Origin of the sequence: Rodentibacter caecimuris, from assembly GCF_001019715.1 — a bacterium.
Lineage (GTDB): Bacteria > Pseudomonadota > Gammaproteobacteria > Enterobacterales > Pasteurellaceae > Rodentibacter > Rodentibacter caecimuris.
This window is the reverse complement of record NZ_BBXJ01000001.1, coordinates 1914855-1932847: the sequence shown is the minus strand read 5'-3', so window position 1 is coordinate 1932847 and position 17993 is coordinate 1914855. Positions and strand designations below refer to the sequence as shown.

Annotated in this window: 17 protein-coding genes; 12 read left to right on the top strand and 5 right to left on the bottom strand. The window is 38.6% G+C overall.

The features are described from left to right. Window positions 1-17: 17 nt before the first annotated feature. From pfkA to PNEUHYL_RS09395, 9 genes are all read left to right on the top strand, one after another. On the top strand, window positions 18-983 hold the full coding sequence (gene pfkA, locus PNEUHYL_RS09435; protein ID WP_059367579.1) for a 6-phosphofructokinase: 966 nt from the start codon (window positions 18-20) through the stop codon (window positions 981-983). Between the two features lie 172 nt (window positions 984-1155). Next, complete coding sequence (yceD, locus tag PNEUHYL_RS09430; protein ID WP_059367576.1) at window positions 1156-1680, top strand: 23S rRNA accumulation protein YceD; 525 nt, start codon at window positions 1156-1158, stop codon at window positions 1678-1680. Window positions 1681-1707: 27 nt separating this feature from the next. After that, window positions 1708-1878, top strand: a complete 171-nt coding sequence (rpmF, locus tag PNEUHYL_RS09425; RefSeq protein ID WP_005544470.1) for a 50S ribosomal protein L32 — start codon at window positions 1708-1710, stop codon at window positions 1876-1878. 21 nt (window positions 1879-1899) lie between these two features. Then, window positions 1900-2919, top strand: a complete 1020-nt coding sequence (plsX, locus tag PNEUHYL_RS09420) for a phosphate acyltransferase PlsX (protein WP_059367574.1) — start codon at window positions 1900-1902, stop codon at window positions 2917-2919. A 19-nt stretch (window positions 2920-2938) separates the two neighbouring features. Next, the gene (locus PNEUHYL_RS09415; protein WP_059367572.1) at window positions 2939-3889 is read left to right on the top strand and encodes a beta-ketoacyl-ACP synthase III; all 951 of its coding nucleotides are present in this window, start codon (window positions 2939-2941) and stop codon (window positions 3887-3889) included. Between the two features lie 132 nt (window positions 3890-4021). Beyond that, window positions 4022-4960, top strand: a complete 939-nt coding sequence (gene fabD / locus PNEUHYL_RS09410; protein WP_059367569.1) for an ACP S-malonyltransferase — start codon at window positions 4022-4024, stop codon at window positions 4958-4960. Between the two features lie 11 nt (window positions 4961-4971). Beyond that, entirely contained in the window at window positions 4972-5700 is a 729-nt protein-coding gene (gene fabG / locus PNEUHYL_RS09405) for a 3-oxoacyl-ACP reductase FabG (RefSeq protein WP_059367564.1), read from the top strand. Between the two features lie 259 nt (window positions 5701-5959). Continuing rightward, entirely contained in the window at window positions 5960-6190 is a 231-nt protein-coding gene (gene acpP / locus PNEUHYL_RS09400; RefSeq protein ID WP_005544465.1) for an acyl carrier protein, read from the top strand. 215 nt (window positions 6191-6405) lie between these two features. After that, complete coding sequence (locus PNEUHYL_RS09395; protein WP_059367562.1) at window positions 6406-8076, top strand: anaerobic C4-dicarboxylate transporter; 1671 nt, start codon at window positions 6406-6408, stop codon at window positions 8074-8076. A gap of 213 nt (window positions 8077-8289) precedes the next feature. Here the strand turns inward: PNEUHYL_RS09395 and trhP are convergent, their stop codons facing one another. The 3 genes from trhP to adk all read right to left on the bottom strand — a co-directional run bounded on the left by trhP (window position 8290) and on the right by adk (window position 12575). Then, complete coding sequence (gene trhP, locus PNEUHYL_RS09390) at window positions 8290-9669, bottom strand: prephenate-dependent tRNA uridine(34) hydroxylase TrhP (protein ID WP_059367560.1); 1380 nt, start codon at window positions 9667-9669, stop codon at window positions 8290-8292. 175 nt (window positions 9670-9844) lie between these two features. Continuing rightward, complete coding sequence (locus PNEUHYL_RS09385; protein WP_239690323.1) at window positions 9845-11452, bottom strand: hypothetical protein; 1608 nt, start codon at window positions 11450-11452, stop codon at window positions 9845-9847. Between the two features lie 478 nt (window positions 11453-11930). Then, window positions 11931-12575 carry an adenylate kinase gene (gene adk / locus PNEUHYL_RS09380; RefSeq protein ID WP_059367557.1) on the bottom strand — a complete coding sequence of 215 codons (645 nt, stop codon included), beginning with the start codon at window positions 12573-12575 and terminating at the stop codon, window positions 11931-11933. 203 nt (window positions 12576-12778) lie between these two features. On the opposite strand from adk, the gene PNEUHYL_RS09375 reads away from it, so the two are divergent. Next, the gene (locus PNEUHYL_RS09375; RefSeq protein ID WP_059367555.1) at window positions 12779-13213 is read left to right on the top strand and encodes a hypothetical protein; all 435 of its coding nucleotides are present in this window, start codon (window positions 12779-12781) and stop codon (window positions 13211-13213) included. Further along, the gene (locus tag PNEUHYL_RS09370) at window positions 13197-13502 is read left to right on the top strand and encodes a hypothetical protein (RefSeq protein WP_059367551.1); all 306 of its coding nucleotides are present in this window, start codon (window positions 13197-13199) and stop codon (window positions 13500-13502) included. The genes PNEUHYL_RS09375 and PNEUHYL_RS09370 overlap by 17 nt, the downstream gene beginning before the upstream one ends. Window positions 13503-13579: 77 nt before the next feature. Here the strand turns inward: PNEUHYL_RS09370 and PNEUHYL_RS09365 are convergent, their stop codons facing one another. Beyond that, on the bottom strand, window positions 13580-14842 hold the full coding sequence (locus tag PNEUHYL_RS09365; protein ID WP_059367546.1) for an MFS transporter: 1263 nt from the start codon (window positions 14840-14842) through the stop codon (window positions 13580-13582). Between the two features lie 85 nt (window positions 14843-14927). Further along, the gene (galE, locus tag PNEUHYL_RS09360; RefSeq protein ID WP_059367543.1) at window positions 14928-15944 is read right to left on the bottom strand and encodes a UDP-glucose 4-epimerase GalE; all 1017 of its coding nucleotides are present in this window, start codon (window positions 15942-15944) and stop codon (window positions 14928-14930) included. 182 nt (window positions 15945-16126) lie between these two features. Here galE and dld point away from each other — a divergent pair, with 182 nt between their 5' ends. Next, the gene (gene dld, locus PNEUHYL_RS09355) at window positions 16127-17821 is read left to right on the top strand and encodes a D-lactate dehydrogenase (protein ID WP_059368857.1); all 1695 of its coding nucleotides are present in this window, start codon (window positions 16127-16129) and stop codon (window positions 17819-17821) included. Window positions 17822-17993 lie beyond the last annotated feature (172 nt).

Below are 17993 nucleotides of genomic sequence, written 5' to 3'. Positions count from 1 at the left end.
ACTTAAACAGGTGGTATATGATTAAAAAAATTGCAGTATTGACCAGTGGTGGTGATGCGCCCGGCATGAATGCCGCGATCCGTGGTGTCGTGCGTTCAGCGTTATCGGAAGGCTTGGAAGTATTCGGTATTTATGACGGCTACCAAGGCTTGTATAACAACAAAATTAAGCAATTAAATCGCTTTAGCGTGTCCGATATTATTAATCGAGGCGGTACATTTTTAGGTTCTGCGCGGTTCCCTGAGTTTAAGGATGAGTCAGTTCGTACGAAATGTGCCAAGATTTTACGTTCACACGGTATTGATGCATTAGTGGTTATTGGTGGGGATGGTTCTTACATGGGGGCAAAACTTTTAACGGAAGAGCATGGTTTTCCTTGTGTAGGGATTCCCGGTACGATAGATAATGACGTTGCGGGAACCGATTACACGATTGGCTATCAAACCGCACTACAAACAGCAGTCGATGCTATTGACCGTTTGCGTGATACGTCAAGTTCTCACCAACGGATTTCGATCGTAGAAATTATGGGACGTCACTGTAGTGATTTAACTATTTCTGCCGGTATTGCTGGGGGCTGTGAATATATCGTAGCTTCTGAGGTGGAGTTTAATCGCGAAGAGCTTATTCAGCAAATTGAAAGTAGTATTATGCGGGGTAAACGCCATGCGATTGTTGCGATCACAGAGTTAATTACGGATGTTCATTCTCTTGCAAAAGAGATTGAAGCGAGAGTTAACCAGGAAACCCGGGCAACCGTATTAGGACACATTCAACGTGGCGGAGCACCTTGTGCTTTTGACCGTATTTTGGCTTCACGTATGGGAGTGTATGCGGTAGACCTTCTTCTTCAAGGTAAAGGCGGTTATTGTGTAGGCATTCAAAATGAGCAACTTGTTCACCACGATATTATTGATGCAATTAATAATATGCGGCGTGAATTTAAACAAGATTGGTTACAAATGGCGAAACGCCTAGAGTAATAAAAAATAAGAGTGCGGTTGTTTTTACAACCGTATTTTTAATCGACAAGTAAAGTTTTAAAAAGCGCTTTTAAAGATAAGACTTGCAATTGATAAATTCATGCGTTTTTATAATATAAAAATGTGATTTCCCTTTGACTATTTTCGTTACAACAGGTAATATTCACGCCCTATGCAAAAGGTAAAACTACCCTTAACCATTGATCCGGTTAAAGATGCGCAACAAAGAATTGATTATGAGGGCTATTATTCGATTAATCAATTGGTGCGTTTGGCTGAATCTGTGGTAAATGTGCTTAGCGATGCACAGGTAACATTATCGTTTTATATTGATCCGCAAAAATTAGCGGTGATGAAAGGTAAAGCACAGGTTGAGGTTGAATTGGAATGTCAGCGTTGTGGAGAGCCTTTCAAACAGAAATTGGAATGTGAATTCACATACAGTCCGGTAGTTAATTGGGATCAAGCTGATGTATTGCCTGAAATTTATGAACCAATCGAATTAAATGAGTTTGGTGAAATAGATTTACTTGGCACGGTGGAGGATGAGTTAATTTTAACTCTACCACTTGTACCGAAGCATTCATCTGAACACTGTGAAGTGTCCGCGCAGGAACAGGTTTTTGGCAAATTGCCGGAAGAATTGGCAAAAAAACCGAACCCGTTCGCTGTATTAGCTAATTTAAAGCAAAAGTAAATTAAATTTAATTTAGGAGTATAGCCAATGGCTGTTCAACAAAACAAAAAATCTCGTTCACGTCGTGATATGCGTCGTTCACACGATGCGTTAACTACCGCTGCAGTATCAGTGGATAAAGCAAGCGGTGAAACTCATTTACGCCACCACGTAACTGCAGACGGTTACTACCGTGGTCGTAAAGTGATCAATAAGTAATTTTTACTTACAGGTATTCACTTGACTCGTCTAACCTTAGCGTTAGATGTGATGGGCGGGGACATTGGTCCCCGTATTACTATCCCCGCATCTCTTCTTGCATTGGAAAAAAATCCAAGGCTTTCTTTACTTCTATTCGGTGATCAGCAACAGATTTCTCCTTTGCTAAAAGATTGCTCTAAGGCAGTTTTAGATCGCGTACAAATTCGACATTGCACAAGGGTTATTGATAACCACCAGGGTATTTCTTACGCTTTACGTCATAGCAAAGGTACTTCCATGCGGTTGGCTCTTGAAGCGGTTAAAGATGGTTTGGCACAAGGTTGTGTTAGTGCGGGAAATACCGGTGCATTAATGGGATTGTCGAAGATTTTATTGCAGCCCCTTAAAGGTATTGCCCGCCCGGCTTTAGTCTCAATGATTCCAACTATGGGGAAGGGAAAATCTGTCATGTTGGATTTAGGGGCGAATGTTGAATGTGATGCAGAAAACCTTTATCAATTTGCTATAATGGGAAGCATTTTTGCAGAGCATAGACTGAATTTGGTTTATCCCCGAATTGGATTATTAAATATTGGCGTTGAAGAAATTAAAGGTCATCAATTTATTCGTGATGCAGCAAATCTATTAGAAAAATCGACCGCACTTAATTATATTGGGTTTATTGAGGGCGATTTATTACTGAACGGCAAAGCGGATGTGATTGTCAGCGACGGTTTTTCAGGAAATATTGCACTGAAAACTTTAGAGGGGGCCGCGAAAAATGTGTTGTCCCTATTTAACGAACAACCCAAACAGCATTATTTAAAACCCGTTTTTTCGTGGACGGTTCGTCACTTGTTTCAGAGAGGCTATCAGCGTTTGAAACATATTAATCCCGATGAATATAATGGTGCCTCACTTATTGGCTTAAACTCAGTGGTGGTAAAGAGTCACGGTAGCGCAAATGTGAATGCGTTTGCTCAGGCCATTGCTGATGCGGCTTTTCAAGCCCGCCTACAATTCCCTGAAAAAATATTGGCGGGCTTAGCACGTTATTAATGACTTAATTTATTTGATTATGAATAGCAGAATTTTATCTACCGGTAGCTATTTACCGAGTCGTATTCGCACTAATGCGGATCTTGAGAAAATGGTTGATACTTCGGACGAATGGATTGTTACTCGTTCAGGTATTCGTGAACGTCGTATTGCCGATGAAAATGAAACTGTGGCAACAATGGGTTTTGAGGCAGCAAAAAAAGCAATTGAATATGCCAAAATTAGCCCTCAACATATTGATTTAATTATTGTTGCTACCACTAGCAGCTCTCATGCTTACCCGAGTGCTGCTTGTCAAATCCAAGGGTTGTTGGAAATTGATGACGCTATTTCTTTCGATTTAGCCGCTGCTTGTACCGGTTTTGTTTATGCGTTAAGTGTTGCTGACCAATTTATTCGTACGGGTAAAGTAAAAACAGCTTTAGTCGTGGGATCTGATCTTAATTCTCGTAAATTAGATGAAACAGATCGTAGCACGGTTGTATTATTTGGTGATGGCGCCGGTGCTGTAATTTTAGAGGCAAGCGAACAAGAGGGGATTATCTCTACTCATCTACACGCTTCCGCAGATAAACACAATGGGTTGGTTTTGTCTCAACCTGAGCGTGGTGTGGAAAAATCCGGTTATATTGAAATGCAGGGTAATGAAACCTTTAAACTTGCAGTGCGTGAACTTTCCAATGTAGTTGAGGAAACCTTAGCCGCAAATAATTTAGATAAAGAAGATTTAGATTGGCTTGTGCCACATCAAGCAAATTTACGCATTATCAGCGCAACGGCGAAAAAACTGGAAATGAATATGTCGCAAGTGGTTGTTACGTTAGATAAATATGCGAATAATAGTGCGGCAACAGTACCGGTAGCATTGGATGAAGCAGTGCGTGATGGTCGTATTCAACGAGGGCAGTTGTTACTATTAGAAGCCTTTGGCGGTGGTTGGACTTGGGGTTCAGCATTGGTGCGTTTCTAATAATTTTGTTAGAATCGCAGTGAAATTGTTGGAAAGTGCGGTTAAATTTGACCGCACTTTTTGATATATGCAATCATGAATACCGATTTTTATCAAAGAAATATTTCAATTTAGAATAAATAGGAAAAAAGAATGAAAAAATTTGCAATGGTCTTCCCAGGGCAGGGATCTCAGAGTATTGGTATGCTTGCTGAGCTTGCCGACGAATATCCAATTGTTATTGAAACCTTTAAACAAGCCTCTGATGTGCTTGGCTATGATTTATGGCAACTTGCTCAACAAGGTCCGGTAGAAGAGCTTAATAAAACATGGCAAACCCAGCCTGCATTGTTGGCAGCCTCTGTTGCTATTTATCGTGTATGGCAAGAAAAATATCCGCAATTTAAGCCGGAAGTGATGGCAGGTCATAGTTTAGGCGAGTATTCCGCATTAGTTTGCGCAGGCGTACTGAATTTTCAAGATGCCATTAAATTGGTGGAATTACGTGGTAAATTAATGCAACAAGCAGTACCTGAGGGCACTGGTGCGATGTATGCGATCATCGGCTTAGACAATGAGTCTATTATTAATGCTTGTAAACAGGCAGAACAAGGTGAAGTGGTGTCAGCTGTGAATTTTAACTCACCGGGACAAGTGGTGATTGCAGGAGCAAAAGCAGCAGTAGAGCGCGCTGCTGCATTGTGTAAAGAGGCGGGGGCGAAGCGCGCATTGCCGTTAGCAGTGAGCGTACCATCACATTGTGCATTGATGAAACCGGCTGCGGATAAATTAGCAACTACATTAGAAACAATAGCAGTGAATATTCCGGAGATCGCAGTAATTAATAATGTTGATGTTGCAACAGAATCTGAAAGTGCCGCTATTCGTATGGCTCTTATTCGTCAACTTTACAGTCCTGTACGTTGGACGGAAACCGTAGAAAAAATGGCGCAAGACGGTGTACAGGTATTGCTGGAAATAGGTCCCGGTAAGGTATTAAACGGATTAACAAAACGTATTGTGAGTGATTTTCAGGCAATATCGGTGAATGATCTTGCATCACTTAATTCAGTTGAAGAACTATTAGTATAGAGGAGAGAAAAATGCAAGGTAAAATTGCGTTAGTAACGGGGGCAACGCGTGGTATTGGTCGTGCGATTGCCGAAGAATTGGTTTTAAAGGGCGCATTTGTAATTGGTACGGCGACTTCTGAAAAAGGCGCAGAAACAATTTCTGCATACTTGGGTGAAAAAGGTAAAGGTCTAGTATTAAACGTGGCGGATAAAGCCTCTATCGAAACGATGTTGGAACAAATTAAAAATGATTTTGGCGACATTGATATTTTGGTGAATAATGCGGGTATTACACGTGATAATTTACTCATGCGTATGAAAGATGATGAATGGTTTGATATTATGCAAACTAATTTAACTTCTATATATCATCTTTCTAAATCCATGTTGCGTTCAATGATGAAAAAGCGTTTTGGCCGTATTATTAACATTGGTTCTGTGGTTGGCTCAACGGGAAATCCGGGACAAAGTAACTATTGTGCGGCGAAAGCAGGAGTGATTGGATTCTCAAAAGCATTAGCAAAAGAAGTCGCATCCCGTGGGATTACTGTAAATGTTGTAGCACCGGGTTTTATCGCAACGGATATGACAGAAGTTTTAACGGATGAACAGAAATCAAGTATTCTTTCTAACGTACCGGCAGGACGTTTGGGAGATGCGAAAGATATTGCGAAAGCCGTTGCGTTCTTGGCATCTGATGAGGCGGCCTATATCACTGGCACGACCTTACATGTGAATGGTGGGCTACATATGAGCTAACTCCTTGATGGAGCTGGTTATTTGTTGTTAGGCGATTTCTCCTTATAAAATCATAGCCAAAGATTTTAGATAATGTTAAAATCAGCCTCGCAACATAATTTGGTTATGCCTTGAATGTGTAAAAGGTATATCGTTATTTTCTCTGTATGTATTTTGCTTGTGCTTTTGTGGTGCGACCACTTATGAAAAGATTGCAAGAATATTAAAAATTCATACACTAACCGCTCAGCAATGAGTTATAACAACATAGGAAAAACAAATGAGCATTGAAGAACGCGTAAAAAAAATCATCGTTGAACAATTAGGTGTTAAAGAAGAAGATGTGAAACCTGAAGCTTCTTTCGTTGAAGATTTAGGTGCGGACTCTTTAGATACAGTTGAATTGGTTATGGCTTTGGAAGAGGAATTTGATATTGAAATTCCGGATGAAGAAGCGGAAAAAATCACAACTGTTCAATCTGCGATTGACTACGTTCAAAATAATCAATAATTTCAAGTTGGGCGACCTTTTTAGGTCGCCTAATTTTTTTACCTAATTCCCTCTTTAAAATAGACCGCACTTTATTTTTAATGAGTTATTTCGTTGCTGCTTTCTGAAATTGATATAGAACAATAAGTTATCGAATACTACTTAATTTGTGTTAATTCTTTGTGTTAGCATTTATTAGTTTTTCTAGTTTATATTTTAAATTTATTGGAGTATCTATGGATTTTCTAACTAACTTAAGTGAAGTTTCCCAATTTGTTATTCAACTTGCTATTGTACTCATCTGCTTGTTTTATGGTGCAAGAAAAGGAGGCATAGCATTAGGGATGTTAGGCGGTGTAGGGTTGATTGTCTTAGTCTTTGGTTTTGGTATTGAGCCGGGTAAACCTGCAATTGATGTCATGTTAACAATTCTTGCAGTGGTCGTTACCTCTGCAACATTACAAGCGAGCGGCGGCTTGGATGTGATGTTACAAATTGCAGAGAAAATGCTTCGTAAAAATCCAAAATATGTCAGTATTCTTGCACCATTTGTTACTTGTTTCTTAACAATTCTTTGTGGTACAGGTCATGTGGTTTATACCATGCTACCAATCATTTATGATATTGCTATTAAAAATGGTATTCGCCCTGAGCGTCCGATGGCGGCGAGTTCTATTGCTTCTCAAATGGGGATTATTGCCTCACCGGTTTCTGTTGCGGTTGTAACATTAACGGCGTTCTTGGTTAATGCAAAAACACCGCTAGCAGGTTTTGATGGTTATCTGGATTTATTAAAAATTACTGTTCCATCGACTCTTTGTGGGGTATTGGCTATCGGTATTTTTAGCTGGTTTCGTGGTAAAGATTTGGATAAAGATATTGAATTTCAAACGAAACTACAAGATCCTAGTTTTAAAGAGTATGTCTATGGCGAGAGTACGTCATTACTTGATAAAAAATTGCCGCAATCCAGTTGGAATGCAATGTGGATCTTCTTTGGTGCGATCTTAGTTGTTGCATCACTGGGTTATTTTAAAGAATTACGCCCGGCGTTTGAGAAATCAGTACCGGCACAAATGCTTGAAGTCGTTTCCTATGCTGAAACGGTAAAAAGTTTTAATGTAAAAGAGGGTAAAATTGTTGCTGTAGCAAAAGACGGTGTAGTGTCTCTTGATGTGAAAGACAATAAGGCAAAACCGAAAACCACTTATAGTCATGTCGAAATTTATAATAAAAAAGGGGAACTTGCTCAAACTATATCTGTAAAAGATAACAATTCTGTTGTGATCCAGTCGGGCGATGAGATTGAAACGATTGATAATGCAAAGATTATTTTAAAGGATAGTATAAATAAAAAAGTGAACATTAGTATGGTTCATGTAATTCAAATTTTTATGCTATTAGCCGGTGCATTAATTATTATCTTTACCAAAACGGAGCCAAGTAAAATTAGTAAAAATGAAATTTTCCGTTCCGGTATGATTGCATTAGTCGCAGTATTTGGTATCTCTTGGATGGCTGAAACGATGTTTACCGTTCATACCCCAATGATGAAAGCAACATTAGGCGATGTGGTAAAGGCCTATCCTTGGACTTATGCGGTAATGTTGTTATTGATTTCTAAATTTGTAAATTCTCAAGCTGCGGCATTAGTAGCGTTTGTTCCGTTATCATTAGATATCGGCGTTGATCCTGCAATTATCCTTGCCTTTGCTTCGGCATGTTATGGTTACTATATTTTACCGACTTATCCGAGTGATCTTGCTGCGATTCAATTTGACCGTTCCGGCACTACCCGAATTGGTAAATTTGTGATTAATCATAGTTTTATTTTACCGGGGTTAATCGGGGTCATTACTTCCTGTATTTTTGGTTATGTTTTCATCGGTTTATTTGGTTATTTATAATCGTGACTTAAATTAACAAAGGCTATTCGAAAGAATAGCCTTTATGCTTTATCTATCAGCGAAATTTCTCAATCAAAATGCATAAAAAAGCCCTTTCAAAATTTGAAAGGGCAAAGTATTTGGAGTCATACTATGAGTTGTTGAATAAACAAATCAGGTATGCGTACGCATTATAATAACATTTAAAATAAATGCAACATTTTATTAACAAAATTAATTGTGTGGATTACGGGTATTGCTGTTCACTAAATTACGCATCAAGAGTGAGTATTCTAAATTGATATCTTGCGGGACATCTAAGAACACGAAATGCCCGTCACCTAATGCAGCTTCTACTTGTTCATTTTTTCGATTTAGCATTTTTTCAATTTTAAAATTGATATTACCTTGAGGTGTCATCATTTCTACTTCATCGCCAAGTAAAAATTTATTTTTTACAGCGACTTCCGCCATACCTTGTTCATTGCGTTTTCCGGTAAATTCTCCGACAAATTGTTGGCGATCGGAAATAGAATAGCCGTATTCATAATTTTGATACTCATCATGTGTATGGCGACGTAAAAATCCTTCGGTATAACCTCGGTGTGCGAGAGATTCTAAGGTATTCATCAAGCTCTCATCGAAAGGCTTACCTGCCACGGCATCATCAATAGCTTTTCGATAGACCTGCGCCGTGCGGGCACAATAATAGAAAGACTTGGTTCGACCTTCAATTTTTAAGGAATGTACACCAAGTGCGGTGAGTTTTTCTACATGTTGTACGGCACGCAAATCTTTTGAATTCATAAAATAAGTGCCGTGTTCATCCTCAAAGGCGGTCATTTGTTCATCCGGCTTTTGTGATTCCGTATAAAGAAATACTTTGTCCGTCACCGTTCCTTCACCCAGTGTCGGTGCAACATTTTTGACTTCGATTTGTTGTGCCGGATCAATTTTCGGCACAATATTGCCCACTTCATCAACCGTACCTTCTTCCATTTTATATTCCCAGCGGCAGGCATTAGTGCAAGTGCCTTGGTTTGGATCGCGTTTATTAATGTAGCCGGAAAGCAAGCAACGACCAGAATATGCCATACATAATGCGCCATGTACGAAAATCTCAAGTTCAATATCCGGCACCTGTTGGCGAATTTCGGCAATTTCATCCAAAGAAAGTTCTCGGGACAAAATCACGCGGGTTAGCCCCATTTGTTTCCAAAATTTCACCGTTGCCCAGTTTACCGCATTGGCTTGTACGGAAAGATGAATATCAATATCGGGGAAATGCTCACGCACCAGCATAATCAAACCAGGATCGGACATAATCAACGCATCCGGTCCCATATTTATAACGGGTTGTAAATCTTTAATAAAGGTTTTGAGTTTAGAATTATGCGGTGCAATATTCACAACGACATAGAATTTTTTACCAAGGGCGTGCGCTTCATCAATACCGATTTTTAAATTTGCATGATTAAATTCATTGTTACGCACTCGTAAGCTATAACGGGGCTGACCGGCATAGACGGCATCTGCACCGTAGGCAAAGGCATAGCGCATATTTTTTAGAGAACCGGCGGGAGAAAGTAATTCGGGCTTAAATGAGGTGGTCATAATCTACTCTTTTTCTGATTTCAAGTCAGTAACCTACCCGTAGGCAAGTCGTGTTAAAAGCCCGTATTTTAGGTTTATTTCACTATTTGTAAAGGATAAAGTGCGGTCAGATTTTGGAGTGTTTTTCATTAACGATAAAAAAATACCCACCATACCGTCCGTGGGCATTTTTTTATTATTTCTCTGATGAACTTTCTTCTTCTATCTCCTCAAAAGATTTGCCGTTAATGAAATAGCCATTGTCATTTTTTTCAAACTTAGCCACATAATTCTCACCTTCTGCTACAAAAGCAGGAAGAATAGTATCATATGGTTTAATTTCACTTTGAATCATATTCCAAAATAAGCTTTGTTCTTTAATCTTACTTGTTTTTTCATCCTGAATTTCAACTAACCTTTTATCAAAGGAAATCCTTAATAAACCTTCTGTTCTATCTAGGAAAGACCAATCCTGAGATGATTTCGCATCTTCCGGTGCTTTAGTCATCATACCATTGGCTTCAAATTTTACCGGATAGGCTTTCGTTTCGGGCGATGTGTTGAGATTAAAGGTAACATTGGTATGATCTAAAATAAAATTTAGATCCGACCATGCGTTATTCAAATATTTTTCTTGTGTCGCTGTTGTTAAATAAGTCTGACAAAGCGTCTCATAAGCTCCTAAACAAAATGCTGAAGACCAATACGAACGAGGGTCATTAAGCTTTAGTGGAATTGAAATCGACAAATCCTCAATTTGCATACTTTGTTCCGGTACACTGATTTTTTTTGTATTTAGTGTAAAACTTGTACTATATTGATCACTTTCTGACCTAGATTTATTATTAAATGTAAGAGCAGTTATTTTATTTTCAAATAGATTTAAACTATGCAGTGAAAAATCAATGTTCGAATTTTCCTTAAACTCCCTCACCCATTTGTCTTTTAAATGAAGGAAATCTTTATTATCTTTAGATGGCGGAGACTTTACAGTAAGCGTTTCCAAAAAGAATGGAATAAGACTCAACTCATTTGCAATATTATAGTCTTTTAATTGAACACTAAGTTTTCCATCTTTAGCATCCCATTTTTGGGCATTATCTTCCGGTGTTTGTTTAACACTCCCCACTAAGAGTTCAAAATTGGCGTTGCTTTTAGTGAGATCCGTATTATCTAATTTCAATGCTATATTACCATTTTGTAAATTAAAATAAGGTTTTTGCTTTTTCGGTGCATTAACTGAAATAACAGAAACCTTACTGTCAAAATAATCATTTTTAGTTAATATAGCGATTAATAAATCCACCCCATTTCTAATATTTTGATCGCCCGTACTAAGTTTTTTAAATTCATTATAAAAATTGACCGCACTTGGGACGCCTTGTTGATTCAAACTGATATTTAAACCCCCAAATGTTGTTTGGCTTTCTTCTGTGGTACGGTTTTTATTAGAGATACGTAAAATATCACTACTTAGCTTTGTGGTTAAATCACGTTTTTCTGTATTATTCTCTTTGTTTTTATTAAATTTATAGGTGGTATTTTTTAATTGTAAGCGTGTATTTTCACCATTTAATAGTGCTAGCTCGGCATTTTCAGCGGTTAATTCGATATGTGTTAAATCATATTGACTTGGCGTTACAGGAATAAGATGAAATTTCCCCTCAAGTTTTTTTAATTTGCTGTCGTTGTCATAGTTAAAACCGGTCAAATTGGCATTTAAATCAATTTCTTTATTTTCTCGGAAATTTAATGAGATCGTGCTTTGTTGCGATTTATTGGCGAAGTCTCGAAACTCCGTCAAAATATCAGACGAAAAATAATCACCGATCGGTGAAAATTTTGTGTTAATCGTATTTTTATCAATGGTGATATTTAAAGTTTTGTTTAATTGTCGAACGAATTTCTCCGATAAATTCGATTCAGCCGTGATGAAAAAAGGCAGCGTTGTCAGTTTGCTGGTAATGAGATCGGTTTTTTCGTTATCGTTATTTTGCAGACTAAACGTTAAGTGGCGGGTAAAAATGTTTTTACTTGTTTGAGAGACTAGTAATTTCGCTTGATTATCAAGGGAATAGGGAAAGTTTTGTAAGACTTGATCCACTTTGTGATTAGTATAAATCTGTGCACCGATGCCCGATACCACAATCAAAGCGGAAAGGGAAAGTGTAATTTTTGTTTTTTTAATCATGTTGTCTCCAAAACGGAAAAATAACGAGGCAAAAATATTGTTAAAAAAGACCGCACTTTGTCGAAAAAGTGCGGTCGATTTTGCATTTGTTTTAGCCTAAGATTTGATCTAATTCTTGGCTGACGGCTTCTACTTTTTGTGTGCCGTCTAAGCGGAAATATTGTGTGTTACCCGCTTTCGCTTCTGCTTGATAATAATCCACTAATGGTTGGGTCTGTTTGTGATAAACCGCTAAGCGATCCAATACGGTTTCCGGTTTATCATCTGCACGGATGATGAGATCTTCACCGGTAATATCATCTTTGCCTTCCACTTTCGGCGGATTATAAACAATGTGGTAAGAACGACCGGAGGCTTGGTGTACGCGACGACCGCTCATACGTTCCACAATCACTTCATCAGGTACATCAAATTCTAAAACATAATCAATTTTCACACCTGATTCTTTTAACGCATCGGCTTGTGGAATGGTGCGAGGGAAACCGTCTAATAAGAAACCGTTTGCGCAATCGGGCTGGGCAATGCGATCTTTTACTAATGCTACGGTTAATTCATCGGGTACTAATTTTCCTTCATCCATTAGCGCTTTTGCTTGTTTACCTAATTCTGTTCCGGCTTTGATTGCCGCGCGAAACATATCGCCCGTTGAAATTTGTGGAATGCCAAATTTTTTCATAATAAATTGCGCTTGTGTGCCTTTGCCTGCACCCGGTGCGCCTAAAAGAATAATTTTCATAGAAATCTCCGTGACTAAATAAACCCGATTAAGATACTGATAAAGCGAAGTGAGGTCAAATTTTTTGTAACATTTAATGAAAAAATCAACAATTTTTGATTAAAGTTATTATCAAGAATTAATCCGTTGATTTGATACAATATTTTTACATTTTATCGTGCTATACTTCATCACATTCAAGTCACTTTCACCTTTGGAGTTTTATGCAGAATTTATCGGAAAAACATTTCTCTCGTTCTTTACTAGTTAAATTAAATATGTGGATAACATTTGCTAGTGGAATATTGTTAATTTTCTTCGGATTGATAAATCAACCGATGTTTTTATTCTTTGGATTGATAAATACTATTTTGGGTATTTTACAGCTTAGTATCGTCAATAAACCGATCATTTCACTAATGAACAACCATATTCAAATAAAATCCTCCCCGCTAAGCTCAACCAAATACATCAAATACGATGATATTCAGTCCGTTGAAAATAAAAAAGGCAATCTAATCTTTCATCTGAAAACCAATAAAAAGGAAAGGTTGGTGCTAAATATGGTACAAAAAGAACAACAGGAGGAACTGGTAAAAGAGTTAATGTCAATCAATCACCACATTAAAGAGGAAAAAACAGATGAACTCAGCCATTAAATTACACGCTGCCGTATGGATAAGCCTTTTTATCAATATTGCTCTAAATCTTCTTACTATTGATGAATACTCCCAATATTTTGATATTGAAGTAATTATTGCCTTTATCGTTATCCCTTGGTTAGTCGGTATTTTCTGCGCAATCGCATTTACTATGACACAGAAAAAATGGCAGTTGATTGTCCTAATTATTAGTTTTATTCCCTTTATTCCTATTGGTTTCTTGGGGATTTGGGGCGTGTCAAAAACAATGTCTGCCCTTAATAAGAAAATGGCAGGTATTGATTAACAATTAATTTACGCATGGTGAAAGCCATGCGTATTGATGAGAGATTTAATTACATTTTTTAAAACAATACAAACTTTTTATTGCTTTGCATTCCAAGGTGCAACCCAAAACAAACAAATCATGCCCGGTATTGCCAAAAATAAGCAAATCCAAAAATAATGATAATATCCTACCGCGCTGACAGCATAGCCCGAAAGCATTCCTAATCCTTTACTTGGTAAGGCTGAAAGACTAGTGAAAAGGGCAAGTTGGGTCGCTGTATAAAGCGGATTGGTTTCACGAGCCATAAACGCAACAAAGGCAGCGGTGCCAAGACCGACACCGACATATTCTGCGGCAATGACGACACCTAATTTCCATAATTCGGCGGATGTGATGTAGTCAAAATGCCCGAAGTTGGCTAACCAAATAAATCCGCTGATAGTGATCATTTGCACGAAACCGAATAACCATAATGCCCGATTAATTCCTAGTTTCAACATTATTATACCGCCGACAAGCCCCGATAAGACGCCAGCCCAAAGAGAGGTTGTTTTAACCACTAGAGCAATATCTTTTTTGCTGAATCCCATATCGTAGATAAATTTGGTTTGCAGTGTAGTGGCAAAAGAATCGCCAAATTTGTATAGAAATAAAAATAGTAAAAAACCGATGGCTTGTGCAATTCCTTTACGTTGGAAAAATTCTTGTAGAGGAATCCAAAATGCTTGATAGAACGGGTGGTTATTATTTTTAGGGACGTTCTGTTGGGGTTCTTTGGCGATAAATAATGTCATAAAAATCCCCGCCAACATACAAAGTGCGGTCCATAAAAAGACGGTTTCCCATGGGTAAATAGTGGCAAGATAAAGGGAAAGCCCACCGGGAATTAAACCTGCAATTCGATAGGCGTTAATATGAAGGGTATTACCCAAACCAAGCTCGTGATCACTTAAAATCTCACGGCGATAGGCATCAAGCACGATATCCTGTGTGGCTGAAAAAAATGCAATTAATAAAGCAATGTTGGCAACAATACTTAATTGAGAGATAGGATCAAAAAGGCTGATAGCATAAAGTAAGACAAGTAAGATAACTTGCGAAATAAGAAGCCAACTGCGGCGGCGGCCTAAAAAACTTGGGAAATAGCGATCTAACAAGGGAGCCCATAAAAATTTTAACCCATAAGGTAGCATGACACCGGTCACCGCTCCGATTAATTCGACAGAAAGCTGCTTGTCCGTTAGCCATACGGGTAACATTTGCAATAAGACAAATAAAGGTAAACCGGAACTGAAACCGGTGAACACGCAAATTAACATTTTACGTGTAAAAATTTGTGAAAGCAGAGAATTCGGCATAAAGTGCGGTTCATTTTAGTAATAATTTTGGCGACACGAGTTTCTTTACCCGTGTCACCATAAGATGATATTTAAAAACGGAAAATTAGTCTTTGTACCCTTGCGGATTATTTTTCTGCCAATTCCACGTATCTTTCATCATTTGTTCAAGCCCACGTTCGGCAGTCCAGCCTAATTCTTTCTGCGCTAAATTTGGATCTGAATAACAAGTGGCAATATCACCAGGACGACGCTCCGCTAATTGGTAAGGAATTTTAATATTGTTGGCACTTTCAAAGGCTTTCACCATATCCAATACGGAATAGCCGTGCCCCGTTCCGAGATTATAAATATGTAAACCTGCATCATCTTCGTGGCGTTGAAGCGCTTTTAAATGCCCAATCGCTAAATCAACCACGTGAATGTAATCACGTACCCCCGTGCCGTCGTGAGTATCGTAGTCGCTACCGAAAACGGAAAGCTGTGCGAGTTTACCGATCGCCACTTGGCTGATATAAGGTAATAGGTTATTTGGAATGCCATTCGGATCTTCGCCGATTAAACCGCTTGAATGTGCCCCTACGGGATTGAAATAACGCAAAATCGTCATACTAAACTGAGGTTCTGCTTTGACTACATCACGTAAAATTTGCTCAACCATATATTTTGACGTGCCGTAAGGATTGGTTGTGCCGCCCACTTCACAATCTTCGGTAATGGGAATAATTTGGGGATCGCCATACACGGTAGCGGAAGAACTAAACACAAAATTCCATACTCCCGCTTTTTTCATTTCTTGCAGCAATACAACCGTACCGGCCACATTGTTCATGTAGTACTCTGCCGGTTTTTGTACGCTTTCACCCACTGCCTTTAAGCCGGCAAAGTGAATCACTGAATGAATGGTGTTTTCGGCAAAGATTTTTTGCAGCAATGCTCGATCTAAAATATCGCCTTCATAAAACTTGGCTGTTTTACCTGTGATTTGTTTTACACGCTCAAGGGATTTAGGTGATGAATTACAAAGATTGTCTAATACGACCACTTCTTTGCCTGCATTTAATAATTCGACAACCGTATGCGAACCGATATAGCCGGCACCGCCGGTGACTAAAATTGCCATCTTTGACTCCTTTTCATAGACTTGGAATTGTTGCCGATTATAGCACTATTTCATCTCAAAAAACGGATCTATTTTGACCGCACTTTTATGTGATATTTGTCACAAAACGACCTTTTGGCACTGGCATAATTTCTTGTTGAAGTATATAAAATAGAAATAATTCTTTAACATGAGTGTTACAAATAGCTATGAATCAACTTATTTCTCAACTGACAAAAATTGTAGGAAGTCAATATATCATCACCGATCCTTCAAAAACGGAAGCTTATCGTAGCGGCTACCGTTTTGGTTCGGGAAATGCATTCGCCGTCGTTAAACCTGCAACCTTACTTGAATTTTGGCAGGTGTTGAAAGTTTGTGTCGCGCAGGATGTGATTATTATTAACCAAGCTGCCAATACGGGATTAACCGGCGGTTCAACCCCAAACGGCAATGATTATGATCGTGAAATCGTCATCATCAATGCCATGAGAATTGATGGTATTCAATTGATTAATAATGCCTCTCAGGTAGTTTGTTTGCCGGGTTCGACTTTAAATGACTTAGAAAATAAATTGAAACCTCACGGGCGTGAGCCTCATTCGGTGATTGGTTCTTCTTGCATTGGCGCTTCCGTTATCGGAGGCATTTGTAATAATTCGGGCGGTGCATTGGTTCAACGTGGGCCGGCTTATACGGAAATGGCACTTTACGCTCAGTTAAATGAACAGGGCGAATTGGAACTAAAAAATCATCTTGGCATTGATTTAGGTAGTACACCGGAAGAAATTTTAACTAATTTGCAAGGGCATCATTATCAACAAAAAGATATTACTCAGGATTGCGGAAAAGGGCATGATCACCGCTATTGTAATCATGTTCGTCAAATTGATGAAAACTCACCGGCCCGTTTTAACGCAGACCCTGCCCGTCATTATGAAGCCTCCGGTAGTGCGGGTAAATTAGCGATTTTTGCTGTCCGTCTAGATACTTTCCCACTAGAAAGTGAAACAGCGGTTTTTTACATTGGCACTAATCAAACCGATGTTCTTAATGATATTCGTCGTCAAATGTTAGCAAATTTTGAACAGTTACCGATTTCGGGTGAATATATTCATAGAGATGCCTTTGATGTTGCCGCCCGTTATGGAAAAGATACGTTTTTGGTTATCAAAAAATTTGGCACGCATTGGCTGCCTAAGTTATTTGCCTTAAAAGCGAATGTTGATCGCCTAAGTAAGAAAGTTTCATTTTTACCACACCATTTAAGCGATAAATTTTTACAGTTGATTTCAAAAGTGTTACCGGAACACTTACCGAAAAGTTTATGGCAGTATCGGGAGCGTTACGAACATCATTTAATTATTAAAATGGGAGGGCAGGGCGTGAATGAAGCCCGTATCTTCTTAAAAGATTATTTTCGCGATAGTCAAAAAGGCGGATATTTTGAATGCAATGCGGTAGAAACACAGGCTGCCATGCTACACCGTTTTGCCGTTGCTTCAGCCGCCGTACGCTATCGTGCAATTCATGAGAAAGAAGTTGAAGATATTGTCGCCCTTGATGTTGCATTACGTCGTAATGATCAATCGTGGTTTGAACAGCTTCCGGGCGAGATAGATAAGCAAATCAGCCATAAACTGTATTACGGGCACTTTATGTGTCATGTTTTCCATCAAGACTACATCGTCAAAAAAGGGGTTGATTGCGTAAAACTGGAACATGAAATGTTGAAATTGCTTGATGAACGGGGAGCTCAGTATCCGGCCGAACATAATGTCGGGCATTTATATGAAGCGAAACCGGAGTTACGTAAATTCTATAAAGCATTAGATCCTACCAATAGTTTTAATCCGGGCATAGGACAAACCTCAAAGAAAAAATATTGGGCTGAATAACATTTTAATTCCGTTTTATCATATTAAACGCGATGAGCTGATGTTGGCTTCGGAGTTTTAGATAACTATTTAATGTTTAGCAGTGGGTTATTCTTTTTTATTCAATTTTATCGGTGTATATCGGTAATACGTTCGGCTCTATAAAAGGAGCTGAAAAACAGCCTGTTGGCAA